Source organism: Streptomyces sp. NPDC045778, assembly GCF_056431945.1.
This window is the reverse complement of the sequence record NZ_JBWKJZ010000056.1, coordinates 1-23239: the sequence shown is the minus strand read 5'-3', so window position 1 is coordinate 23239 and position 23239 is coordinate 1. Positions and strand designations below refer to the sequence as shown.

The 23239-nt window shown below is 71.6% G+C and carries 21 protein-coding genes; 15 read left to right on the top strand and 6 right to left on the bottom strand.

Annotated elements, in window-relative coordinates; translation table 11 throughout:
- Positions 1 to 5: 5 nt before the first annotated feature.
- The gene (locus AC07GB_RS38360; protein ID WP_478853949.1) at positions 6 to 1208 is read right to left on the bottom strand and encodes an allantoate amidohydrolase; all 1203 of its coding nucleotides are present in this window, start codon (positions 1206 to 1208) and stop codon (positions 6 to 8) included.
- Positions 1209 to 1297: 89 nt separating this feature from the next.
- Positions 1298 to 2956 carry a urocanate hydratase gene (gene hutU / locus AC07GB_RS38355; RefSeq protein ID WP_478853947.1) on the bottom strand — a complete coding sequence of 553 codons (1659 nt, stop codon included), beginning with the start codon at positions 2954 to 2956 and terminating at the stop codon, positions 1298 to 1300.
- A 117-nt stretch (positions 2957 to 3073) separates the two neighbouring features.
- Here hutU and AC07GB_RS38350 point away from each other — a divergent pair, with 117 nt between their 5' ends.
- A complete protein-coding gene (locus AC07GB_RS38350; protein ID WP_478853945.1) occupies positions 3074 to 4462 on the top strand; it encodes a type III PLP-dependent enzyme domain-containing protein in 1389 nt (462 codons plus the stop codon).
- Positions 4463 to 4566: 104 nt separating this feature from the next.
- Positions 4567 to 5937 carry an APC family permease gene (locus tag AC07GB_RS38345; protein WP_478853943.1) on the top strand — a complete coding sequence of 457 codons (1371 nt, stop codon included), beginning with the start codon at positions 4567 to 4569 and terminating at the stop codon, positions 5935 to 5937.
- A 70-nt stretch (positions 5938 to 6007) separates the two neighbouring features.
- Here the strand turns inward: AC07GB_RS38345 and AC07GB_RS38340 are convergent, their stop codons facing one another.
- Complete coding sequence (locus AC07GB_RS38340; protein WP_478853941.1) at positions 6008 to 6973, bottom strand: RNA polymerase sigma factor SigF; 966 nt, start codon at positions 6971 to 6973, stop codon at positions 6008 to 6010.
- A gap of 259 nt (positions 6974 to 7232) precedes the next feature.
- Between AC07GB_RS38340 and AC07GB_RS38335 the strand changes: the two genes are divergently transcribed.
- From AC07GB_RS38335 to AC07GB_RS38320, 4 genes are all read left to right on the top strand, one after another.
- Positions 7233 to 7601 carry an STAS domain-containing protein gene (locus AC07GB_RS38335; RefSeq protein WP_478853939.1) on the top strand — a complete coding sequence of 123 codons (369 nt, stop codon included), beginning with the start codon at positions 7233 to 7235 and terminating at the stop codon, positions 7599 to 7601.
- Between the two features lie 368 nt (positions 7602 to 7969).
- On the top strand, positions 7970 to 8485 hold the full coding sequence (locus AC07GB_RS38330; RefSeq protein WP_478853937.1) for an ATP-binding protein: 516 nt from the start codon (positions 7970 to 7972) through the stop codon (positions 8483 to 8485).
- Between the two features lie 187 nt (positions 8486 to 8672).
- Positions 8673 to 9422: an LPXTG cell wall anchor domain-containing protein gene (locus AC07GB_RS38325; RefSeq protein WP_478853936.1), complete on the top strand. Its 750-nt coding sequence runs from the start codon at positions 8673 to 8675 to the stop codon at positions 9420 to 9422.
- Positions 9423 to 9439: 17 nt separating this feature from the next.
- Positions 9440 to 10384 (top strand): hypothetical protein, encoded by a 945-nt coding sequence (locus AC07GB_RS38320; protein ID WP_478853935.1) that lies wholly within the window; start codon positions 9440 to 9442, stop codon positions 10382 to 10384.
- Positions 10385 to 10725: 341 nt separating this feature from the next.
- On the opposite strand, the gene AC07GB_RS38315 is transcribed toward AC07GB_RS38320, so the two are convergent.
- Complete coding sequence (locus AC07GB_RS38315; protein WP_478853934.1) at positions 10726 to 11589, bottom strand: alpha/beta hydrolase family protein; 864 nt, start codon at positions 11587 to 11589, stop codon at positions 10726 to 10728.
- Positions 11590 to 11829: 240 nt separating this feature from the next.
- Complete coding sequence (locus AC07GB_RS38310; RefSeq protein ID WP_478853932.1) at positions 11830 to 13320, bottom strand: peptide MFS transporter; 1491 nt, start codon at positions 13318 to 13320, stop codon at positions 11830 to 11832.
- A 530-nt stretch (positions 13321 to 13850) separates the two neighbouring features.
- Between AC07GB_RS38310 and AC07GB_RS38305 the strand changes: the two genes are divergently transcribed.
- Positions 13851 to 14528, top strand: coding sequence for a response regulator transcription factor (locus AC07GB_RS38305; RefSeq protein WP_016644465.1), 678 nt, complete (start codon positions 13851 to 13853; stop codon positions 14526 to 14528).
- Between the two features lie 165 nt (positions 14529 to 14693).
- Complete coding sequence (locus AC07GB_RS38300; RefSeq protein ID WP_478853930.1) at positions 14694 to 15965, top strand: ATP-binding protein; 1272 nt, start codon at positions 14694 to 14696, stop codon at positions 15963 to 15965.
- Positions 15966 to 16020: 55 nt separating this feature from the next.
- On the opposite strand, the gene AC07GB_RS38295 is transcribed toward AC07GB_RS38300, so the two are convergent.
- Positions 16021 to 16551: a GtrA family protein gene (locus tag AC07GB_RS38295; protein ID WP_478853928.1), complete on the bottom strand. Its 531-nt coding sequence runs from the start codon at positions 16549 to 16551 to the stop codon at positions 16021 to 16023.
- A 267-nt stretch (positions 16552 to 16818) separates the two neighbouring features.
- On the opposite strand from AC07GB_RS38295, the gene AC07GB_RS38290 reads away from it, so the two are divergent.
- The 7 genes from AC07GB_RS38290 (at position 16819) to AC07GB_RS38260 (ending at position 22780) form a co-directional block, all read left to right on the top strand.
- Positions 16819 to 17979 carry a 5-(carboxyamino)imidazole ribonucleotide synthase gene (locus AC07GB_RS38290; protein WP_478853926.1) on the top strand — a complete coding sequence of 387 codons (1161 nt, stop codon included), beginning with the start codon at positions 16819 to 16821 and terminating at the stop codon, positions 17977 to 17979.
- On the top strand, positions 17976 to 18515 hold the full coding sequence (gene purE / locus AC07GB_RS38285) for a 5-(carboxyamino)imidazole ribonucleotide mutase (RefSeq protein WP_478853923.1): 540 nt from the start codon (positions 17976 to 17978) through the stop codon (positions 18513 to 18515). Before AC07GB_RS38290 ends, purE begins: the two co-directional genes overlap by 4 nt.
- A 40-nt stretch (positions 18516 to 18555) precedes the next feature.
- Complete coding sequence (locus tag AC07GB_RS38280; RefSeq protein ID WP_478853921.1) at positions 18556 to 19752, top strand: dipeptidase; 1197 nt, start codon at positions 18556 to 18558, stop codon at positions 19750 to 19752.
- Positions 19753 to 19927: 175 nt separating this feature from the next.
- Entirely contained in the window at positions 19928 to 20848 is a 921-nt protein-coding gene (locus tag AC07GB_RS38275) for an alpha/beta fold hydrolase (protein WP_478853919.1), read from the top strand.
- A 402-nt stretch (positions 20849 to 21250) separates the two neighbouring features.
- Entirely contained in the window at positions 21251 to 21442 is a 192-nt protein-coding gene (locus AC07GB_RS38270) for a hypothetical protein (RefSeq protein ID WP_478853917.1), read from the top strand.
- Positions 21426 to 21950: a DUF6879 family protein gene (locus tag AC07GB_RS38265; RefSeq protein WP_478853915.1), complete on the top strand. Its 525-nt coding sequence runs from the start codon at positions 21426 to 21428 to the stop codon at positions 21948 to 21950. Before AC07GB_RS38270 ends, AC07GB_RS38265 begins: the two co-directional genes overlap by 17 nt.
- Positions 21947 to 22780, top strand: a complete 834-nt coding sequence (locus AC07GB_RS38260; protein WP_478853913.1) for a helix-turn-helix domain-containing protein — start codon at positions 21947 to 21949, stop codon at positions 22778 to 22780. Before AC07GB_RS38265 ends, AC07GB_RS38260 begins: the two co-directional genes overlap by 4 nt.
- The last annotated feature ends 459 nt before the right edge of the window (positions 22781 to 23239 follow it).

Here is a 23239-nt window from a genome sequence, read left to right as displayed (position 1 = left end):
CTGCGTCACCGGCACGCCAGGCCCTCCAGTACGTCGGCGAGCGCCCGCACCCCGGCGACGCAGTCGTCCTCCGCCGCGTACTCGGCGGGGGAGTGCGAGACGCCCGTGGGGTTGCGGACGAACAGCATGGCGGTCGGGACGGACGCGGAGAGGATGCCCGCGTCGTGCCCGGCGCCGGTGCCGAGCACGGGCACCTCGCGGCCGCTCCGCCCGCGCAGGATCGCGCCCAGCTCGTCGCGCAGCGCGTGCTCGAACTCGATGACCGGCGTGAACGACTCGCGGACGACGGCGAGGTCGACGCCGTGCCGGTCGGCGTACTCGCGGGCCGCCTTCTCGACCGCCGTCACCACCGTGTCGAGCGTCTCCTGGTCGGCGGCGCGCGAGTCGAGCCAGCCGCGCACCAAGGACGGGATGGCGTTCACGCCGTTGGGCTCGACGGAGATCTTGCCGAACGTCGCGACCGCGCCCGCCAGTTCCGCCTCGCGGCGGGCCGCGAGGACGGTCTCCGCGTAGCTCAGCATCGGGTCGCGGCGGTCGACGAGGCGGGTGGTGCCCGCGTGGTTGGCCTCGCCGCGGAAGTCGAAGCGCCAGCGGCCGTGCGGCCAGATGGCGCTGGCGACGCCGACCTGGTCGCCGGAGAGGTCGAGCGCGCGGCCCTGCTCCACGTGCAGCTCCACGAACGCGCCGATCCGCGCGAGCCGTTCGGGGTCCGGGCCGATCGCCGCCGGGTCGTACCCGGCCGCCTCCATCGCCTCCGGGAGGCGTACGCCGTCGCCGTCGCGCAGCTCGTACGCCTGCTCCTTGGTGAGCTGCCCGGCCGTGAGCCGGGAGCCGACGCAGGCGAGGCCGAAGCGGGCGCCCTCCTCGTCGCCGAAGTTGGTGACGGCGAGGGGCCGGGTGAACTCCACGCCCCTGCCGCGCAGCTCGTCGAGCGCGGCGAAGGCGGAGACGACGCCGAGGGGGCCGTCGAAGGCGCCGCCGTCGGGCACGGAGTCCAGGTGCGAGCCGGTCACGACGGCGTCGCCCGCGGCCGGGTCGCCGAGCCACGCCCACTGGTTGCCGTTGCGGTCCGTCTCGTACGCCAGGCCACGGCTCTCGGCCTGCTCCTGGAACCAGGTCCGGCAGTCGGCGTCGGCCCCGGTCCAGGCGGAGCGGCGGTAGCCGCCGGTCCCGGCGTCGCGGCCGATGGGGAGCAGGTCGGCCCACATCTGCTGGAACGAGGGGGGACTCTCGCCGGTACCGGCGACGGAATCAGCCCGTCCGGCGCTTGAGGACGAGGCCGCAGGCCGATCCGCTGTCACTGCCCCTCCCGCATGGGCACGCGGACACCGCGCTCGGAGGCCACGGCCTCGGCGCCCTCGTAGCCCGCGTCCACGTGCCGGATCACGCCCATGCCCGGGTCGTTGGTGAGCACGCGGCGGATCTTCTCGCCCCCGAGCTTCGTGCCGTCGGCGACCGTGACCTGGCCCGCGTGGATCGAGCGGCCCATGCCGACGCCGCCGCCGTGGTGGAGGGAGACCCAGGAGGCGCCCGATGCCACGTTGACCATGGCGTTCAGGAGGGGCCAGTCGGCGATGGCGTCGGAGCCGTCGCGCATGCCCTCGGTCTCGCGGTACGGCGATGCCACCGAGCCGCAGTCGAGGTGGTCGCGGCCGATCGCGAGCGGGGCCTGGAGTTCGCCGGAGGCCACCATGTCGTTGAAGCGCTCGCCCGCGCGGTCGCGCTCGCCGTAGCCGAGCCAGCAGATGCGGGCCGGGAGGCCCTGGAAGTGGACGCGCTCGCCCGCCATCTTGATCCAGCGGTGCAGGGATTCGTTCTCCGGGAAGAGGTCGAGGATCGCCTTGTCGGTCTTGTGGATGTCCGAGGCCTCGCCGGAGAGGGCCGCCCAGCGGAAGGGGCCCTTGCCCTCGCAGAACAGCGGCCGGATGTACGCGGGGACGAAGCCGGGGAAGGCGAACGCCCGCTCGTAGCCCGCCAGCTGGGCCTCGCCGCGGATGGAGTTGCCGTAGTCGAAGACCTCGGCGCCCGCGTCCATGAAGCCGACCATGGCCTCGACGTGCCGGGCCATGGACTCGCGGGCGCGCTGGGTGAAGCCCGCCGGGTCCTTCTCGGCCGCCGTCGCCATGTCGTCGAAGTCGACGCCGACGGGGAGGTACGCGAGCGGGTCGTGGGCGCTCGTCTGGTCCGTGACGATGTCGACGGGGGCGCCCTCGGCGAGCATGCGCGGCAACAGCTCCGCCGCGTTGCCGAGGAGGCCGATGGACAGCGGGCGGCGGGCGTCGCGGGCCTCGGTGGCGAGCTGGAGGGCGTGCTCCAGGGAGTCGGCCTTCACATCGAGGTAGCGGTGCTCGATGCGGCGCTCGATGGCGCGCGGGTCGCAGTCGATACAGATCGCGACGCCGTCGTTCATGGTGACGGCAAGCGGCTGGGCGCCGCCCATGCCGCCGAGCCCGGCGGTGAGCGTGATGGTCCCGGCGAGGGTGCCGCCGAACTTCTTCGCCGCGACCGCGGAGAAGGTCTCGTACGTGCCCTGGAGGATGCCCTGGGTGCCGATGTAGATCCACGAACCGGCGGTCATCTGGCCGTACATGGTGAGGCCGAGGGCCTCCAGGCGGCGGAACTCCTCCCAGTTCGCCCAGTCACCGACCAGGTTGGAGTTGGCGATGAGCACGCGCGGCGCCCACTCGTGGGTCTGCATGACGCCGACGGGGCGGCCGGACTGGACGAGCATCGTCTCGTCCTGCTTGAGGGTCTTCAGCGTGCGCGTCATCGCGTCGAAGGAGCGCCAGTCGCGGGCCGCCTTGCCGGTGCCGCCGTAGACGACGAGCTTGTCGGGGTGCTCGGCGACCTCGGGGTCGAGGTTGTTCTGGAGCATGCGCAGGGCGGCTTCCTGCTGCCATCCCAGGGTGCTCAGTTCGGTGCCGCGCGGCGCTCGTACGGGGCGGGGTCCTGACATGGCGGGTGCCTCCTCCGGGCTGTGACCTTGTTATTCACATCCTCGGGTGGTGAATAGCTCTAGTCAATAGCTCCGTAGGGCCAGCGGGCGCGGCGCTCGGGTGATTGTGTGGATCACATGAGCCTCGACGACGCGACGGTTCCCGGCCCCACCGTCGACCCCACGAGTCCCCCGGGCGCGGAGGCCGCCGCCCGCCGGGACCAGGCAGTACGCGCCGCGATCGAGCAGGGGGTGGTGGGCCCCGAGAACCCGCTCGCCGGCCTCCTCGACGTCACCGGCGTCCGCGCCGCCGCCACCGCCCTGCGCGCCGCCTTCGCCGGGGTCACCCCGCCCGGCACCCCCGTCCTGCACGCCTTCGCCGTGAAGGCGACCCCTCTGGTGCCGGTCCTGCGGCTGCTGCACGAGGAGGGCGTCGGCGCCGAGGTCGCGAGCCCCGGCGAGCTGGCCCTCGCCCGCGCCGCCGGGGTGCCGCCCGCGCGCACCGTCCTGGACTCGCCCGCCAAGACCCCGGCCGAGCTGCGCGAGGCCCTCGCCCTCGGCATCGCGGTCAACGCCGACAACCCGCAGGAACTGGCCCGCGTCGACGCCCTGGTGCGCTCGGCCCCCACCGCGTCGCCGCTCGGGATCCGGGTGAACCCGCAGGTCGGAGCGGGCTCCATCGGCGCGCTCTCCACGGCGACGGCGACCTCCAAGTTCGGTGTGCCGCTGCGGGACGAGGGCGCCCGCGAGTGGCTCGTGCGGGCCTACCTCGACCGGCCCTGGCTGACCCGCGTGCACGCGCACACCGGCTCCCAGGGCATCCCCCTCGACCTGCTCGTGCGCGGCGTCGCCGCGGTGTACGACCTGGCGGAGGAGGTCAACGCCCGCGCCGGGCGCCGCCAGGTCGACACGGTCGACATCGGCGGCGGCCTGCCCGTCAACTTCACCTCCGACGAGGCGAGCCCGACGCACGGCGCGTACGCCCGCCTCCTCAAGGATCGCATGCCGGGCCTGCTCGACGGGCGCTACGGCCTGGTCACCGAGTTCGGCCGCTCGCTGCTCGCCAAGCAGGGGGTGCTGCTCGCCCGCGTCGAGTACGTCAAGGAGGCCGGCGGGCGGCCCATCGCGCTGACCCACGCGGGCGTCCAGGTGGCGACTCGCACGGTGTACGCGCCCCGGTCCTGGCCGCTCCGGCTCGCCGCGTACGACGCCAAGGGCCGCCCCAAGCAGGGCCCCGTCGTCGGCCAGGACGTCGCGGGCCCGGCCTGTTTCGCGGGCGACCTGCTCGCCGCCGACCATCCGCTGCCGCTCCTTGAGGCGGGCGACCACGTGGCCGCCCTCGACACCGGCGCCTACTATTTCGCCCAGCACTACTCGTACAACAGCCTGCCCCGGCCCGGGATCCACGGCTTCGCCGCGCGCGCGGACGGCACGGTCCGGTTCTCCACCGTGCGCGCGCCGCAGCCGGTGGCGGAGCTGGTCGAGGAGGCGGGCGGCGGCGTGCCGGACGCGCTGAGCGGGCTGTGAGGGCCGCCCATGGGCTCTGATGTTCCTCAACTCCGGCATCGCCGCGGCGTGTCAGGGGCAAGAGGTCCTTCCGAAGTTCCCGGTCACGTTCGGGGGAGGCTCCTGTGACGACTTCAGGAACGAGCGGTGCCGCCACGCAACCAGCCGAGGAGGAGCCCGGCCTGCGCCGGGTCCTCGGCCCCAGACTGCTGATCCTCTTCGTGATCGGCGACATCCTCGGCACCGGCATCTACGCCACCACCGGCAAGGTGGCGGGAAAGGTGGGCGGCGCCCTGTGGCTGCCGTTCCTCATCGGCTTCGTCGTGGCGATCCTGACGGCCGCGTCGTACGTCGAACTGGTCGGCAAGTACCCGAGGGCGGCGGGCGCCGCGCTCTACACCCAGAAGGCCTTCAAGGTCCCCTTCCTGACCTTCATCGTCGCGTTCATGGTGATGTGCTCGGGCCTGTCGTCCGCGAGCGCGGCCGCCCGCGCCTTCAGCGGGGACTATCTGAGCGAGCTGACCAGCGACGCGCTGCCGCCGACGCTCGTCGCGATCGCGTTCATCCTGGCCCTGGCCGCGCTGAACCTGCGGGGCGTCTCGGAGTCCGTGAAGACGAACGTCGTGCTCACCCTGGTCGAGCTGACCGGCCTGCTGATCATCCTCGCGATCGGCGCGTGGGCCGTGCTCACGGGGGACGGGGAGCCGGCGCGCCTCACCGAGTTCGAGGCCGACGGCACCGGATACGCCCTGTTCACCGGCATCCTCGGCGCCACCGCGCTCGGCTTCTTCGCCTTCGTCGGCTTCGAGGACTCGGTGAACATGGCCGAGGAGACCAAGGACCCCACCCGCACCTTCCCGCGCGCGATCTTCATCGGCGTGGCGGTGACCGGCACCATCTACGTCCTGGTCGCCCTGGTCTCCTCGCTCCTGGTGGACCACAAGACCCTGGAGGGCTCCAGCGGGCCGCTCCTGGAGGTCGTGAAGGCGGGCGGCGTCGACTTCCCGCACAAACTCTTCGCGCTCATCGCCCTGTTCGCGGTCACCAACTCCGCCCTCATCAACATCATGATGGCGTCCCGCCTCTGCTACGGCATGGCCAACGAGCGCATCCTGCCGCGCGCCATGGGCCGCGTCCTCGCCGGCCGCCGCACGCCCGTCGTGGGCATCGCGTTCGTGTCCCTGCTCGCCGTCGGCCTGGTCTCCACCGGCGAGATCGAGGGGCTCGGCGACACCACGGCGTTCCTGCTCCTGTGCGTGTTCGCCGTCGTCAACGTCGCGGTCCTGGTGCTGCGGCGGGACCCGGTGGACCACGACCACTTCCGCGCGCCGACCGCCTTGCCCGTGCTCGGCGCGATCACCGCGCTGATCCTGGCCAGCCCGCTCGCGGACCGGCCCGCGGAGGTCTACATCCGCGCCGGTGTGCTCGTCGCCATCGGCATCGCGCTGTGGGCGGTGAACAAGCTGGTCATGGTGCGGGCCCGGGCGGAGGGCTAGCGGCGTGCGAACGCGAACGCCGGGCGGGCCGGATTCCGGCCCGCCCGGCGGGGACACCGCGGCGGCGCGGTCACTCCTCGACGGTCAGCCCCTTGCGCAGCCGCACCAGGGTGCGCGACAGCAGACGCGAGACGTGCATCTGGGATATGCCCAGCTCCTCGCCGATCTCCGACTGGGTCATGTTCGCCACGAAGCGCAGGGAGAGGATCTTCCGGTCCCGCGGCGGCAGTTCGGCGATCAGCGGCTTCAGCGACTCGACGTACTCGATGCCTTCGAGGCCGTGGTCCTCGTAGCCGATGCGGTCGGCGAGCGCGCCTTCGGAGTCGTCCTCCTCGGGCTGCGCGTCGAGCGAGCTGGCGGTGTAGGCGTTGGACGCGGCCATGCCCTCGACGACCTCGTCGTGCGAGATGCCGAGGCGCTCGGCCAGCTCGGCCACCGTCGGCGAGCGGTCGAGCTGCTGCGCGAGTTCGTCACCCGCCTTGGCGAGGTCGAGGCGCAGCTCCTGGAGCCGGCGCGGCACGCGCACCGACCACGACGTGTCGCGGAAGAAGCGCTTGATCTCACCGACGATGGTCGGCATCGCGAAGGTGGGGAACTCGACGCCGCGGCTCAGCTCGAAGCGGTCGATCGCCTTGATCAGGCCGATGGTGCCGACCTGGATGATGTCCTCCATCGGCTCACTGCGGGAGCGGAACCGGGAGGCGGCGAACTTCACCAGGGCGAGGTTCAGCTCGACGAGGGTGTTGCGTACGTACGCGTGGGCGTGCGTCCCTTCTTCGAGGGACTCGAAGCGCTCGAAGAGCGTCTTGGAGAGGGCTCGCGCGTCGAGAGGGCCCACCTCGTCGAACGGGGGGATCTCGGGGAGCCCGGAGAGCGACTCCGGCCGCTCACCGGTGCGCGACCGGTCCGTCGCGGCGGGCGGCAGGGCCTCGCCCGCGGGGCCGGGGATCGTGGTCCGGGTGCGGTTCGGCGGGGGTGTCGACGTCGCTTGGTCAGTACGCGATTCGTCGAGCCGGGGTGACATGGTGTCCTCCATCGTTCTCGGCATATGGCTGCCGATGCCACTACGTGCACTGCGGTGTGCGGCGCCTCCATGGCCGTCCGGGTCGGGTGTTGTCTCTTCTACCCCTACCCGCTTCCGGCGCGGAGTCGCAAGTGCGTTGCGTGGCGAAATGTCCGAATTCGGGGGGATGTTCGGGTACCCCGCGGCGTACGGAAGGCGTAATGTTCAAGGGCGTCATCGCGCGTCACGGCGCGCGCCAGTAACAACCCAACGGTCGGAAGAGAGTGACGGCATGGACCGCGGGACGGTCGGCAGCGCACACAGGGGCCGGCTTCTGGTCGAAGTCCGGAAAGAGGGCCGCAGCGCCGTCGTGACTCCGGCGGGTGAGTTGGATCACCACACGGCCGATCTGCTGCGCGAGCCGCTCGAGGGCTGCGTCGACGAGGGCTTCTCGCGCCTCGTGGTCGACTGCTCACAGTTGGAGTTCTGTGATTCCACGGGTCTCAACGTGCTCCTCGGGGCCCGCCTCAAGGCCGAGGCCGCGGGAGGCGGTGTGCACCTCGCGGGGATGCTGCCGGTGGTGGCCCGGGTGTTCGAGATCACTGGTGCCGACGCCGTCTTCACCGTCCACGAGACGCTCGAAGCGGCGCTGGCCGACTGAGCCGGACCTCTCTTCATGGGGGGTACGGGGTGTGTGGGGGGTTATGTGGTCTGTGACGCGAAGCGTTATGTGTCAGTTGTCACTGCGTGACCAATGCGTTACCACTGTCACAGGGTTCCCACCGAATCCATGGGTGTTCGTCCGGTTCGGCCGGGCAGAAGTCACCCTGAATCCGGAGTCGGCCGTCGTCCGGCGGGCGCCGGGCCGAACAACAGACCAGCGTCGGATCGGCACAGCCGGCCGGCGTCGGATCAAACGTCAGAAACGGCAAGCGGCCGGGGAACGGCCGGGCGGGCGGAAGGCCCGCCGCCGGGCTCCCGTGGTCCGTCACTTGTCCAGAGTCCTCTTGTCGGTGAGGTGAAGTGCTGATGAGCGCCACCCGGCCTTACTCGCCGGGCGACCGTGGCCCGGAGCCGGAGGCCGCGGTCGCGGACGCTCCCGCGCACGCGGCCGCCCCCGGGTCCGCGGGCCGCCAGGTCCGCAGGCTGAGCCTGGACGGCGCCAGCGGCGTGGTCCCGCTCTCGCGGGACTTCACCCGCGAGGCGCTGCGCGCCTGGGGCTGGCTGCCCGCGGCCGGTGCCGACCGGCGTGCCGCGGCGGAGGACGTCCTGCTCGTGGTCTCCGAACTGGTGACCAACGCCTGCCTGCACGCCGAGGGCCCCGACGAACTCTGGCTGTCCTGCGACAACGGCAAGAAGGTGCTGCGCATCGAGGTCTCCGACCGCGGTGCGGGGCAGCCCGCGCCGCGCACGCCGCACCGGGCCGGGCGGCCCGGCGGGCACGGCATGTTCATCGTGCAGCGGCTCTGTCTGAACTGGGGGGTCGTGCGGACCCCCGGGGCGACGGGCAAGACGGTGTGGGCGGAGCTGGGGGCGCCGAGCTAGCGCCCGCGCCCGACGTCACAAGGGTTACCCGCGGTTCACAGGACGCGCCGGATCTCCACGGATCCGGCGCGTCCTTTGTCTTCCCTCGACAAGGTCCCCGGCGTACCTTGAGCGCCCGATCTGATGTGCCGTCAGCAAATCAGTGCGCGCGGCACGGATCTCGCCACCGGCATGAGGGGACCACGAGGTGCCGTACCAGAGGAAACCCACCGCGCTCGCACTCACCGCCGCCCTGGCCGGATCGGCTCTGCTGCTGACCGCCCCCGCCGCACGGGCCGAGGTCCAGGACGTCGACTACCAGTGCAAGACGCCCATCGGGAACAAGGGCGCCGTCTCGCCGATCGACATCAAGAGCGTCAGGAGCGGCGGCGCCTACAAGCTCACGATGTCCTTCCAGAAGGGCGTCTCGTCCAGCCCCGTCGAGCTGGGCAAGGGCGCCATGAAGCCGAGTGCGCTCATCGAGCTGGGCGGCGCGGAGAGCGGCACCGTCCCGGTCTCCGGGCCTGCGAACTCCGCGCCCGTACCGGCCAACAAGCCCATCAAGATCAGCACCCTGACGGGCACCTACACGCCCAAGAAGTCCGGCAAGGTGACCTTCACCGCCGGGGTCCTCACCATCAGGGCACTCGGTACGACGACGACGTGCACGCCCGGCAACGACCCGAAGCCGTCGCTGACCCTGACCGTGAAGGCGGGCGGCTCAGGGCCGGGCTCGGGCTCCGATAAGGGCTCCGGCTCGGGCTCCGACGAGGGCTCCGGCGCCGGCTCGGGTGACCGGTCCGACGGCTCGCAGGGCACGCCGTCCGGCGGCGAGGACCTGCCGCAGACCGGACCCGCGGACTCCGCGATCGCCCTCGGCACGCTCGGCGGCACGGTGCTGCTCGCGGGCGCGGCCGGAGTGCTGTGGCTGACGCGCCGCAACCAGGCGCCGCGCTGAGGGCGGGGACACGGGCGATGCGCGCCCGCGCGGCCGCTTTGGTCCTTGCCCTGGTCTTCGCCCTGCTCGGGGCGGTGCCGGGCGCCGCGGCCGAGCCGAAGCCGTCGGTGAAGCTCTCGAAGTCCCAGGCCGGGACCGGTGGCTCGGTCACCGTGACCGGCGAGAGGTGGCGGCCCCGCGCGCTGCTCACGATGCTCGTCTGCGGGCAGGGCACGCCCGCGGCCGGGGTGCCCGGCGGCACCGCCTCCTGTGCCAACGCCGAGGGCCGGGCCGTCACCACCAGCGGCGACGGCACCTTCCGCGAGCGGCTGCCCGTCGCCGAGCCGCCGAGGCCTTGCCCGTGCGTCGTGCACGTCGCCACGGTGACCGGTGAGAAGGCCGCCGTGGACGCGGCGTTCACGGTCGCGGGGCACCCGGTGAAGCCGCTGGCGAAGCCTGGCGGCGGGCGGCTCGCCGTGCTCGCGGACTCCCGGCTCGACGGGGCGAGCGGCGTCCTGACGTGGTTCGGCGCCCCGCCGTCGCGGCGGCTCGTGGTCACCGTGGGCAATCTGGGCACCACCCCGGTCAAGGACCCCGTCTTCCAGGTCGGCACGTCCCACGGCGTGTTCGCCCCGCAGTGGGAGGAGCAGCGGTGGCGCGGCACCATCGCGCCCGGCGCGAAGGCCAGGGTCAGGCTGGCGGTCGAGTTGCCCGCGGGCGCCCACGGCGACTACCTGGTCTCGCTCCGGTACGGCACCGAGGTCCTCGTCGAGCAGCCGTGGGACGTGGGGCGCCCCTGGGGCGTGACGCTGTTCTGGGTACTCCTCGCACTCGTCGCACCCGCGGCGGCCTTCCGCGCAGGCATGGCAATCATCGACCGCCTCCGCCCCACCCCGGGCACCCCGCCGGAACAGCCCTCCGCACCGAAGCCCCGAAGGGGGCGCGGGGAACTGCGCGCTCAGCCACGACGAACCAGCACCTGATCACCGGCCGCGGGAGCCCCTGGCGCGCCCCCGGCAGGACCGCTCCGCCCGCCGAAGCCCCCGCAAGGGGGCGCGGAGAACTGCGCGACCAGCCACGACGAACCCGCAGCTGATCACCGGCCGCGGGAGTCCCCGACCCGCCCGCGGCAGGACCGCTCCGCGCGCCGAAGCCCCCGCAAGGGGGGCGCGGGGAACTGCGCGACCAGCCACGACGAACCAGCACCTGATCACAGTCCGGGGGAGTCCCCGACCCGCCCGCGGCAGGACCGCTCCGCGCGCCGAAGCCCCCGCAAGGGGGGCGCGGGGAACTGCGCGACCGGCCACGACGGACCAGCAGCTGATCACCGGCCGGAGGCCCCGGCATGCCCCCGCAGCCACCGCAGGACACCGGCGGCGAGCCCCCGCTCCCGCAGCAGCGCACCACCGTGCGCCGCGCCGGGCAGGGTGCGTACGGTCACATCCCGCAGCCCCGCGCGCCGCTGCGCCGCCGCGAGGCCGGCGGAGTGCGCGGGCGGCACGAAGTCACCCTCCGAGTGCGCCAGGTACAGCGCAGCGTCCCGCGTCCCCGACGCGTGCGTGGCTGCCGCCAGATCGTCCCACCGCTCCCGGCAGGGCCGCCCGGCCAGCTCCGGATCGCAGCCGGCGAGACGTTTCGCCGCCCCCGCGAGCGCCCGGCGCTGGGCCGTGGCACCGGGCCGGGTGCCGTCGCGCCAGGCCCGGTAGGGCGAGGCGACGGGGGAGAGGGCGGCCACGCCCCGGGCATACGCGCGGCCCTCGCGGTACGCCCCCACGCTCACCGCGAGGTGCCCGCCCGCCGACGAGCCGAGCAGCAGGGGCCGGGCCGCGCCGGCCCCCTCGCGGCGGGCGACCCAGCGCAGCGCGGCCAGGACGTCGTCGCGCTGGGCGGGCCAGACGGCGTCCGAGGAGAGCCGGTAGTCGGCCTCGTACACGGTGAAGCCGCGCGCGGCGAACCACCGGGACCAGCCGCTCCAGTCCGTGTCCCGCGCCCACGAGCCGCCGTGCAGGACCACCAGGGCCGTGCCGCCGTCGCCGTACACGGTCACGGTCTGGCGCGGATGCGGCCCGTAGGAGTACACGCGCCCCGGCCGCTCACGGGCGGGCGCGTGCGAGGCCTCGGCGGCCGCGCTGGAGGACAGGAGCGTGCCGCACAGGGCGAGGGCCAGGAGCGTACGACGTACGGTCATGGCCCGATGCTCCAGCGACCGGCCGCGCGGCGCCCGGGAAACGCCCGAGGGCCACCGCACCGGGTGGTGCGGCGGCCCTCAGTTCGTACAGGCGGGGCGTGCGGCGGGCAGATGTGGTCCGCCGCGGGGGGGGGGGGCGCCCCGAAGGGGCGCGGGGCTGTGCCCGTGTGCGGCTCCGCCGCGGGGGCGCGACCAGCCACGGACGGCCCGCAGGTTCGACACTGCCTCCCGGCGAAGCGCTCAGTGGACGTCGCCCATGAGCGCCTTGACCTTCCGGCGGTACATGAACACCGCGACGGCCGCGATGACCGCCATCGTCGCCTCCATGGCGACCACGCCGGACTTGTTCAGGTCGACGCCGGCGATGGACAGCAGGCCCGTGGTGCAGTCACCGGCGGTGACGGCGAGGAACCAGACGCCCAGCATCTGCGAGGCGTACTTCTCCGGGGCCATCTTCGTGGTGACCGACAGGCCGACCGGGGAGACGCACAGCTCGCCGACGGTGTGGATGAAGTAGATCGCGACGATCCAGTACGCGCCGACCTTGTCGCCGTCGCCCGCCATGGACAGCGGGATCAGGAAGACGAAGAAGGAGATGCCGACCAGGAAGAGACCGGAGGCGAACTTCACGACCGAGTTCGGCTCCTGGCCGCGCTTGTTGAGCGCCAGCCAGATCCAGGCGACGACCGGGGCGAGCGCCATGATCAGGACCGGGTTGACCGACTGGAACCAGGAGACCGGGAAGTCGAAGCCGAAGATCGAGGTGTCCGTGGAGTTCTTGCCGAACAGGGCCACGGTGGACGCGCCCTGGTCGTAGATCATCCAGAAGACGGCGGCGGCCACGAAGAACCAGATGTACGCGGTCATCTTGGACTGCTCGGTCTGGTCGAGCGTCTTGTCGCGCTTGATCTTGGTGAGCACCCAGATCGGGATGAGCAGACCGGAGACCGTGATCGGGACGATGGCCCAGTTCAGGGTGTAGACGTCCGTGGCGACGGCGACGCCGTAGAAGACCACGGCGGCGATGATCCACAGCATGGCCTTGCGCAGCAGGCCCATCAGCTCGGCGCGCGGCACCGGCTTCGGCACGACGCTGCTCTGCGGGCTCAGGTGGCGGCCGCCGAGCAGGAACTGGATCAGGCCGAGGCCCATGCCGAAGGCGGCGATGGCGAAGCCCAGGTGCCAGTTGACCTTCTCACCGACGGTGCCGATGGCCAGCGGGGCGAAGAAGGCGCCGAGGTTGATGCCGATGTAGAAGACCGTGAAGCCGCCGTCGCGGCGGGGGTCGTCCGGGCCGTTGTAGAGGTGGCCGACCATCGTGGAGATGTTGGCCTTGAGCAGGCCGGAGCCGATCGCCACGAACACCAGGCCGAGGAAGAACATCGCCTGGCCGGGCAGGGCGAGCGTGAGGTGACCGAGCATGATCACCAGAGCGGCTATGGTGATCGTCTTGCGCGGTCCCCACAGGCGGTCCGCGAACCAGCCGCCCGGCAGGGCGAGCAGGTAGACCATCGCCATGTAGATCGAGAAGATCGCCGTGGCTGTGGCGGCGTTCATGTCCATGCCGCCGGGCGCGACCAGGTACAAGGGGAGCAGGGCCTTCATGCCGTAGAAGCTGAAGCGCTCCCACATCTCGGTCATGAAGAGAGTGGCCAGGCCGCGGGGGTGGCCGAAGAAGGTCTTCTCGGAGCCAGGAGTGCTGGCCGAGTCCTTCGTCAGGCTGGACGCCATGGGTCGATCCTCGTGGTGTCGGGACGCGCGCGGCGAAGCCGCCGTGGGCGCGCCCGGTGGGGGCGGTCGGCACCGGCGCCGGGCCGTCCACCCCCACGCCTGCGAGAGGGTCCGGTCCGCTGGGCGGAGCACGAGAGACGGCGACACCGAGATCCACACCCCGGACGCATCATCGCGAACGGGGCCCGACCACAGGTCATTCCTTCCAGGCTGGTGATCACCAGCCCACACACAGAAAAGACCCTCGGCGCGCAATAGCGGGCCAAAGGTCCTTGAGTAGTGCTACAGGCGTCTCGCCACCATACGCCACGACAGAGCGTGATTTGTAAGGACTTGAGACATGGATCACAGGCGACCTTGGAACTAATGGAACACATTCCAAGGTGTCTGCAAGATGTACCCAAGGATCGCATCCCGGATTGTGATCTTCCGGTCGCGGGGTGCCGTGCCGTACGGACCCGCGGCCCGTGCCGCGCCCGCACCCGGCGATCACCCTTCGACGGCCGTCCGCAGCGGACTACCATCACCCCATGACCCGTGTACTGCTCGCCGAGGACGACGCGTCCATCTCGGAGCCGCTGGCCCGCGCACTGCGCCGCGAGGGCTACGAGGTCGAAGTGCGCGAGGACGGCCCCACCGCCCTCGACGCCGGGCTGCAGGGCAGCGTGGACCTGGTCGTGCTCGACCTGGGCCTGCCCGGCATGGACGGCCTGGAGGTCGCGAGGCGGCTGCGCGCCGAGGGGCACACGGTGCCGATCCTCATCCTCACCGCGCGCGCCGACGAGGTCGACACGGTCGTCGGGCTCGACGCGGGCGCCGACGACTACGTCACCAAACCGTTCCGGCTCGCCGAGCTGCTCGCCCGGGTCCGGGCCCTGCTGCGGCGTGGCGCCACGGAGCCCGCGCAGCCGCCCGCCACGCACGGGGTGCGGATCGACGTCGAGTCGCACCGGGCCTGGATGGGCGAGGAGGAACTCCAGCTCACGGCGAAGGAGTTCGACCTCCTGCGCGTACTCGTCCGGGACGCGGGCCGGGTCGTCACCCGGGACCAGCTGATGCGCGAGGTCTGGGACACCACGTGGTGGTCCTCCACCAAGACCCTCGACATGCACATCTCCTGGCTCCGCAAGAAGCTCGGCGACGACGCGGCGAACCCGCGCTACATCGCCACGGTCCGAGGGGTCGGCTTCCGCTTCGAGAAGTCGTAGGCGTTTCCCGGCGGCCGCGCGGGCAGGCGGGGGCGCAGCCCCAGGCCCCGGGCAACCGGAACACGAGGCCCCGCCCAGGCCAGGGCAAGGGCCCGGGGGCACCAGGCCCCCGCGGGGGAGGGGCACACTGGTCAGGTCCGTCCCCCTGCCCGGCCGGAGGGCCCCGTGCGTCGTCGTCTCATCAACTCGACCCTCGCCGTCGTACTTGTGGTGATCGCCGTCTTCGGCGTCTCCCTGGTGATCGTCGAGACCCGCACGATCAGCAACAGCGCCCAGGAGCGCGTGAACTCCGAGGCCGTCCGCCTCGCGAGCATCGTGGACAGCCGGCTGATCAGCGACGAGCGGGTCAGCGGGGCGATCCTGCGGGAGCAGGTGGACACCGACCGGTACGCCCGCATCGACATCCCCGGCCGCGCCCCCATCGAGGTCGGCACCCGCCCGACGGGCGACGTCATCCAGGCCGTGGAGGACGGCGAGGAGGGCGAGAAGGTCACCGTCGAGGAGCCCCGCACCGCCGTCACCCAGGAGGTCGGCCGCACCCTGCTGATCATCGGCGGCGTCGCCCTGCTGGCCATCGTGGCCGCGGTCCTGCTCGCCGTACGCCAGGCGAACCGCCTCGCATCCCCGCTCACCGACCTCGCGGAGACCGCCGAACGCCTGGGCTCGGGCGACCCGCGCCCCCGCCACCGCCGCTACGGCGTGCCGGAGCTGGACCGGGTCGCGGACGTCCTGGACGCGAGCGCGGAGCGGATCGCCCGCATGCTCACCGCCGAGCGCCGCCTCGCCGCCGACGCCTCGCACCAGCTGCGCACCCCGCTGACCGCCCTGTCCATGCGCCTGGAGGAGGTCGCCGTGACCGACGACCTGGACACGGTGAAGGAGGAGGCCACGATCGCCCTGACGCAGGTGGAGCGGCTCACCGACGTCGTGGAGCGGCTGCTCACCAACTCCCGCGACCCGCGCACGGGCTCCGCGGTCTCCTTCGACCTGGACGAGGTGATCAAGCAGCAGCTGGAGGAGTGGCGCCCCGCCTACCGCAGCGCGGGCCGCGCCATCGTCAGCTCGGGCAAGCGCCACCTGGAGGCCGTGGGCACGCCCGGCGCGGTCGCCCAGGTCCTGGCGGCGCTGATCGAGAACTCCCTGATGCACGGCGGCGGCACCGTGGCCCTGCGCACCCGCGTCACCGGCAACCAGGCCGTCGTCGAGGTCACGGACAGCGGCCCCGGCGTGCCCGCCGACCTCGGCGCGCGGATCTTCGAGCGCACCATCAGCGGCCGCAATTCGACAGGGATCGGCCTCGCCGTGGCCCGCGATCTGGCCGAGGCGGACGGGGGCCGCCTGGAGATGCTCCAGGCGAAGCCGCCGGTCTTCGGCCTGTTCCTCTCGCGTACGCCGACGCACCGGGAGGAGCGCCACGAGGGCGAGACGGTGCGCTGAGCACGCCCTGGCGCCGGCCGGCGAGGGCCCGGTCGGCGAGGGCCGTAGGCGTGGGTCAGACGGGGCGCCGGCCGCCCGACGCGGGCTCCCGGCCGCCGTCGGCCTCCGGAGCGTCCTCCAGGAACGATTCCGCATCCGCGACCGCCGCGCGCGCGGGCAGCGCCTTGAACACCCAGGTGCGGTACGACCAGAAGCGGAACAGCGTGGCGATGCCCATGCCGAGGAACTTGAAGACGTTCGCCTGGAGCTTGCTGTCCCAGCCGAACCCGTACGTCGCGACGTACAGGACGCCGTTCTCGATCACCAGGCCGACGACGCTGAACAGCAGGAAGAGCGTCAGCTCCTTGGTGCGGCCGCTCTTGTCCCGGTCGCGGTAGGTGAAGTAGCGGAAGCCCACGTAGTTGCAGCAGATCGCGACCACCGTCGCGATGACGCTGGCGCGCACCACCTGGAGGTCGGTGACGTGGCGTACGAAGTTGAAGACGGCGAAGTTGATCAGCGTCCCCACCGCGCCCACGGCCCCGAACTTGGCCACTTCCCGTGTGAACTGGTCCAGTCGCACCCGAAGTGCGCCGCGGTCCGTCATGGTTGGTCGCCCCAGCCCCCGTGGTCGGTGTCCATCGGTCGTCTCGTCGATGTCGAAGTCGGTGCCGGCCGTACCGGCCGGTCGTGCCGGTCGGGCCGTGGTGCCGATCGCGCTGCCGCCTTGTTTGCGGTTTCCCCGGTCGCGTCAACCCAGCCATGCTAACCAGCCCCTCCCTCCGGCGCGCGGGGACGCCGCTCGATCCGTGGCACGCCTGTGACTCCGGAGCACGGGATCGGGCCGTTCCCGGATGGCCGATACCCTGTGGGTGTGACGTTCCCGGTAGTCGGCATGGTCGGCGGGGGCCAGCTCGCTCGTATGACCCACGAGGCGGGCATCCCGCTAGGCATCAGGTTCAAGCTCCTCAGTGACACTCCGCAGGATTCCGCGGCGCAGGTCGTCAGCGACGTCGTCATCGGCGACTATCGCGACCTGGACACGCTGCGTGACTTCGCGCGGGGTTGCGACGTGATCACCTTCGATCACGAACACGTACCCACCGAGCATCTACGGGCCCTGGAGGCGGACGGCATCCCCGTGCGCCCGGGGCCCGACGCGTTGGTGCACGCCCAGGACAAGGGGGTGATGCGCGCCAAGCTGGATGCGCTGGGGGTGCCCTGCCCCCGCCACCGCATCGTGGCGGACCCGGCGGACGTCGTGGCCTTCGCGGCGGAAGGGGCCACGGAGGGTGACGGGGGTGACGGTTTCCCGGTCATCCTGAAGACCGTGCGCGGCGGGTACGACGGCAAGGGCGTCTGGGTCGTACGCTCCGCCGCCGACGCCGCCGAGCCGTTCCGCGCGGGCGTGCCGGTCCTCGCGGAGGAGATGGTCGACTTCGCCAGGGAGCTGGCGGCGAACGTCGTGCGCTCGCCGCACGGCCAGGCCGTGGCGTACCCGGTGGTGGAGTCCCGGCAGGTCGACGGCGTCTGCGACACCGTGATCGCGCCCGCCCCCGGCCTCGGTGACGAGCTGGCGGGACGGGCCCAGGAGCTGGCGCTCCGCGTGGCCCAGGAGCTGGGCGTGGTCGGGCACCTCGCCGTCGAGCTGTTCGAGACCCGCGACGGCCGCGTCCTGGTCAACGAGCTGGCGATGCGACCGCACAATTCCGGCCACTGGACGCAGGACGGCGCCGTGACCTCCCAGTTCGCCAACCACGTCCGCGCGGTCCTCGACCTGCCCCTCGGCGACCCGCGCCCGCGCGCGAAGTGGACGGTCATGGCGAACGTCCTCGGCGGGGACTACCCCGACATGTACACCGCGTACCTGCACTGCATGGCGCGCGACCCGCAGCTGAAGATCCACATGTACGGCAAGGACGTGAAGCCCGGCCGCAAGGTCGGACACGTCAACACCTACGGCGACGACCTGGACGAGGTCCTCGACCGCGCCCGTCACGCTGCCGGCTACCTTCGAGGAACGATCACCGAATGAGCACTTCCGTGAGCAGCCCCGTCGTCGGCATCGTCATGGGCTCGGACTCCGACTGGCCCGTCATGGAGGCCGCCGCCAAGGCCCTCGACGAGTTCGAGATCCCGTACGAGGTGGACGTGGTGTCCGCGCACCGCATGCCGCGCGAGATGATCGCGTACGGCGAGCAGGCCGCGGACCGCGGCCTGAAGGTGATCATCGCGGGCGCGGGCGGCGCCGCGCATCTGCCGGGCATGCTGGCCTCGGTGACCCCGCTGCCGGTGATCGGCGTCCCGGTGCCGCTGAAGTACCTCGACGGCATGGACTCCCTGCTCTCCATCGTGCAGATGCCCGCGGGCGTGCCGGTGGCGACGGTCTCGGTGGGCGGCGCGCGCAACGCGGGCCTGCTCGCCGCCCGGACGCTCGCCGCCCACGACTCGGAGCTGCTCGGCCGGATGCGGGAGTTCCAGCAGGAGCTGAACGACCAGGCGACCGAGAAGGGCAAGCGCCTGCGCGCCAAGGCCGAGGGCGCGGGGTCCGGCTTCGGCTTCGGGAAGTGACCCCCGTGACAGCGCGGGCGATCGAGGGGAGGGTGGCCGCATGACGAAGCTGACCGACTCCCTGGCCCGAGCCCGTTCCCTGCTCGCCGAGTACCCCGTCGTGGACGGTCACAACGACCTGCCGTGGGCGCTGCGCGAGAAGGCCGGGTACGACCTCGACCGGCTGGACGTCGCCGCCGACCAGACGGGCCGGCTCCACACCGACCTGGCCCGCCTGCGCGCGGGCTGCGTCGGCGCGCAGTACTGGTCGGTGTACGTGCGCACGGACATGGCGGGCGACGAGGCGGTCAGCGCGACGCTGGAGCAGATCGACTGCGTCCAGCGGCTGCTCGCCCGCCACCCGGCCGAGCTGCGCCCCGCGCTGACCGCCGCCGACATGGAGGCGGCCCGCGCGGAGGGCCGCGTGGCGTCCCTGATGGGCGCCGAGGGCGGCCACTCGATCAACAACTCCCTGGCCACCCTGCGGGCGTTGTACGCGCTCGGCGTGCGCTACATGACCCTGACGCACAACGACAACATCGCCTGGGCGGACTCGGCGACGGACGCCCCGGGTGTCGGCGGCCTGTCCGCGTTCGGCCGCGAGGTCGTGCGCGAGATGAACCGGCTCGGCATGCTGGTGGACCTCTCGCACGTGGCGGCGACGACGATGCGGGCGGCCCTGGACACCTCCGAGGCGCCGGTGATCTTCTCGCATTCCTCGGCGCGCGCGGTGTGCGACCACCCGCGCAACGTCCCGGACGACGTCCTGGAGCGGCTGCCCGCGAACGGCGGCGTGGCGATGGCGACCTTCGTACCGAAGTTCGTCCTCCAGGAGGCGGTCGACTGGACCCTCGCGGCCGACGACAACATGCGGGCGCACGGCTTCCACCACCTGGACACCACCCCGGAGGCCATGAAGGTGCACGCGGCCTTCGAGGAGTCGCACCCGCGTCCGGTCGCCACCGCCGCGACGGTGGCCGACCACCTCGACCACATGCGGGAGGTCGCGGGCATCGACCACATCGGGATCGGCGGGGACTACGACGGCACGGCGTTCACCCCCTCCGGCCTCGACGACGTCTCCGGCTATCCGAACCTGGTCGCGGAGCTGCTCGACCGCGGCTGGTCCGCACCCGACCTCGCCAAGCTGACCTGGCGGAACGCGGTCCGGGTGCTCGGCGCCGCGGAGGACGTGGCCCGCGCGGCCAAGGCCAGCAGGGGCCCGTCGATCGCGACCCTGGAGCAGCTCGACGGCTGACGGATCATCACCAGGCGCCAGGGGCGCGGCTCTCGGGCCGCGCCCCTTCGTCGTCCCCCGTTCTTGAACGACCGGTCCAAATGGGCTACCGTCCTCGCAGAGGTTATGAACTGACCAGTCCAAAACCGGTCCAAGACCAGTCCGGAACCAGTCCAGAGCTGTCCGAGGAGACGCCATGTCCGACACCGTGAACTCCGTGCCCACCGACGAGGAGCTGGCCCGCTCCCTGGAGGGGGACTTCACCAGCGCGTACGCCGAGGTGAACGGCGTCCGGCTGCACTACGTCGCGGGCGGCAGCGGCGACCCGCTCGTCCTGCTCGGCGGCTGGCCGCAGACCTGGTGGCAGTTCCACAAGATCATGCCGGCCCTCGCCCGCCGCTACCGCGTCATCGCCGTGGACCTGCGCGGCATGGGCGGCTCCGCCAAGCCGGAGTCCGGCTACGACAAGAAGACGATGGCCCGGGACATCCACGAGCTGGTCCGCCACCTCGGCCACGACCGGGTGTACGTCGCCGGGCACGACATCGGCGCGATGGTCGCCCACGCCTTCGCCGCCAACCACCCCGAGGCCACCCGGAAGCTGGCCCTCCTGGACGTGGCCCACCCCGACCCGAGCCTGCGCCGGCTCACCCTGCTCCCGACGGCCGCCGCCGGGACCGACTGGGAGACCGCGCCCGGCATATACCTGTGGTGGTTCGCCTTCAACCAGGTCAAGGGCCTGCCGGAGCAACTCGTCGAAGGCCGGATCGGCATCCTCAACGACTGGCTCTTCGGCTACATGCTCACCGACCAGGCCTCCATCGACGAGCGCTCGCGGGCGGTGTACGCCGCGGCCTACGCCACGCCCGACGCGATCCGCGCGGGCAACGCCTGGTACCAGGCGTTCCGCCAGGACATCGAGGACTTCGAGACGTACGACCGGGTGACCGCCCCCGTCCTCGCGCTCGCGGGCCACCACAACTACGACTACTTGACCGCCACCCTGCCCGGCCACGCCACCGACGTCCACGTCGAGCGGATCGAGGACAGCGGCCACTACCTCCCCGAGGAGCAGCCGGACCAGGTGACGGCGAAGCTGACGGAGTTCTTCGCCTGACGCGCGGCGGGCGCGCACCCGCCCGCCCCGCGAAAAGGCGGTCGCCCCCTCCCCGTACGCACGGGAAGGGGGCGACGCGAGCGGCGTTACGGCAGGTTGCGCGCCATGACGATGCGCTGCACCTGATTCGTGCCTTCGTAAATCTGCGTGCTTCACAGCTCATACGGCTCTGGCCTGTACGAACACTTCTCCTGGTGGGGACCTCCCCAGCATTTCCCCATGATCGTCAGTGGTCTGCCCTGGTTGGAGCAGCACTGCTAGCCCTTGTTCGGCCGGGGAAGCATCAGGCTTGGGGTGCACGCTGGGCGGTTTCCCGTTCCTGCAACTCCATGCCCTTGCCTCCCTGGGTGAGTCCCCGAAACGATCGAACAAACGCTGTGGAGCCACCGGGAAGGGGACACCATGAAGGTCACCGAGCTCGCGTCGGTGTGCGACAAGAAGGACTGCCCCACCATCTACAAGACGGACCGGGGAACGATCCTGGTGCAGGGCGAGACGCCCACCGACCACGGCTTGACGATCCCCGCCCACGAGACGCTTGTGGAGATCCCCATGGACCTGATCGAGAAGGCGTTCGGTGACCGGCTTGGCTAGGACCCTGGGAAGTCTCTTCGACGCCTTCGACCGTGAGGCGTTCCGACTGGAGACCTTGGACGACTACAGCCAGTCGGGCAGCGTGGACGCGTACAGGCTGTTCCTCGACGGGCAGGCGAAGCCCGCTGACTACAACTCCGACTGGCTCGACGAGGTCAAAGGGCATGTGGATGCCGGACGACGCATGTACCGCGTCCACATCCTGAGGCGACCGTTGACTCCCTACCTGCGGTTCGAACTGGGCTGGGGCTACGCGACGAATGCCATGGCAGGGGAGGAGTTCTTCATCCTCGACGTGACCGATCGGCCCAACCCCCTGCCTGGTGTGGGGGACTTCTGGCTGTTCGACTCGGTCACGGCCGCGCCGATGCACTACAGCGATGACGGGAAGTTCGTCGGGGCTGACGTACTCCCCGATGACCGAGGAGCTGAGTACGTCACATACAAGGACACGGCACTCGCACACGCGGTGCCCTTCGCGGACTGGTGGGCAGAACACAGGGAGTGAACCGTTCGGAGTTGGGCGCGGCGCTGCGGGGCCTGCGGCAAGCCTCTGGCAAGGAGGCCAAGGCAGTGGCTCGCGGCGCCGTCATGTCCGCGAGCAAGCTCAGCAAGATCGAAACGGGGAAGCTCGCCCCAAGTGCCGATGACGTAGACCGTGTCCTTACCGCTATCGGAGTCTCGGATGAGGTCAAGGCGGAGTACATGGAGGCCGCGCGGGCCGTGGCCACAGAGGCCACGGCGTGGCGTCTGATCCAGCGCGTGGGACTCCACAAGGCGCAGAAGCGGCTACAGGCCGTAGAGGCCCGCATGAGCCTTCTCAGGCTCTTCCAACCCGCATTGGTGCCGGGCCTGCTCCAGACTCCGGAGTACATGCGGGCCATCCTGTCGCGCCACGACGACCTGACGGAGGAGACGGTCCGGCGCACCATCAGTGCCCGCCTGGAGCGGCAACAGGTGCTGTATGACGAGGGTAAGACCCTCTGCTTCGTCGTCACGGAGCCAGTGCTCCGCTGGCTGATCGTGCCGCCACTCGTCATGGCCGGGCAGATAGACCGGTTGATCACCCTGTCCCGCCTGCCCAACGTGGACATCCGGGTCGTGCCCCTCGCGGGGCCCAAGCACGACATCCCGAACCATGCCTTCGTCATCCGTGACGACCGGGCCGTATCTGTGGAGACGGTGCATGCCGACGTGGTCGTGACCGACCCCAAGGACGTTGCCCTGTACGTGGCCAAGTTCGACGGATTCGCAGAACACGCCCTCTGCGGTGACGACGTGAAAGCCTTCCTGGAAGCGGCCAGGGATGACCTTTTGCGGCAACGGGAAACGCCCTAGCTGACCTGCGCGGAGGCCCTGACGATGGGGCACATGCCTCCCAGGACACAGACCTATCCGGACCCCATCCCCATTGAGCTGCCCGTCGGTTACCGGGCTTGGCTGCTCGACTGCGCGCCCGCCCCGGGGTGCGCGCAGTGCGCGTCGGCTTGGACCGACCGTGCCCGAGCCATCGCGGCTGACGACCTTCGCGCAGCCAGCAGGGCCAGCACCCTGGTTCGCGATCACGCATCCGGCGTGCATGGTGCGGAGGTGGAGAGAGCTTGATGGACACCTCCGTCATGACGGTGCTGCGGGACTGCCCCAAGTGCAGGAAGCCGATCAATTACGGGCCAAGAGATCAGCGGTGCGCATGTGACAAGGGCTAGGTGTATTGACCCGCAGGGTTGTTCACGCGGCTGATGGGTGGGTGGCCGCCGAGTGCGGTGTGGCAGCGGTGGTGGTTGTAGGTGTGCAGGA

Bases quoted from the DNA above. Each gene is read 5' to 3' on its own strand.
- AC07GB_RS38360 (WP_478853949.1), bottom strand. From the start codon at position 1,208: ATGTGGGCCGACCTGCTCCCCATCGGCCGCGACGCCGGGACCGGCGGC.
- hutU (WP_478853947.1), bottom strand. From the start codon at position 2,956: ATGTCAGGACCCCGCCCCGTACGAGCGCCGCGCGGCACCGAACTGAGC.
- AC07GB_RS38350 (WP_478853945.1), top strand. From the start codon at position 3,074: ATGAGCCTCGACGACGCGACGGTTCCCGGCCCCACCGTCGACCCCACG.
- AC07GB_RS38340 (WP_478853941.1), bottom strand. From the start codon at position 6,973: ATGGAGGACACCATGTCACCCCGGCTCGACGAATCGCGTACTGACCAA.
- AC07GB_RS38335 (WP_478853939.1), top strand. From the start codon at position 7,233: ATGGACCGCGGGACGGTCGGCAGCGCACACAGGGGCCGGCTTCTGGTC.
- AC07GB_RS38330 (WP_478853937.1), top strand. From the start codon at position 7,970: ATGAGCGCCACCCGGCCTTACTCGCCGGGCGACCGTGGCCCGGAGCCG.
- AC07GB_RS38320 (WP_478853935.1), top strand. From the start codon at position 9,440: ATGCGCGCCCGCGCGGCCGCTTTGGTCCTTGCCCTGGTCTTCGCCCTG.
- AC07GB_RS38315 (WP_478853934.1), bottom strand. From the start codon at position 11,589: ATGACCGTACGTCGTACGCTCCTGGCCCTCGCCCTGTGCGGCACGCTC.
- AC07GB_RS38310 (WP_478853932.1), bottom strand. From the start codon at position 13,320: ATGGCGTCCAGCCTGACGAAGGACTCGGCCAGCACTCCTGGCTCCGAG.
- AC07GB_RS38305 (WP_016644465.1), top strand. From the start codon at position 13,851: ATGACCCGTGTACTGCTCGCCGAGGACGACGCGTCCATCTCGGAGCCG.
- AC07GB_RS38295 (WP_478853928.1), bottom strand. From the start codon at position 16,551: ATGACGGACCGCGGCGCACTTCGGGTGCGACTGGACCAGTTCACACGG.
- purE (WP_478853923.1), top strand. From the start codon at position 17,976: ATGAGCACTTCCGTGAGCAGCCCCGTCGTCGGCATCGTCATGGGCTCG.
- AC07GB_RS38280 (WP_478853921.1), top strand. From the start codon at position 18,556: ATGACGAAGCTGACCGACTCCCTGGCCCGAGCCCGTTCCCTGCTCGCC.
- AC07GB_RS38275 (WP_478853919.1), top strand. From the start codon at position 19,928: ATGTCCGACACCGTGAACTCCGTGCCCACCGACGAGGAGCTGGCCCGC.
- AC07GB_RS38270 (WP_478853917.1), top strand. From the start codon at position 21,251: ATGAAGGTCACCGAGCTCGCGTCGGTGTGCGACAAGAAGGACTGCCCC.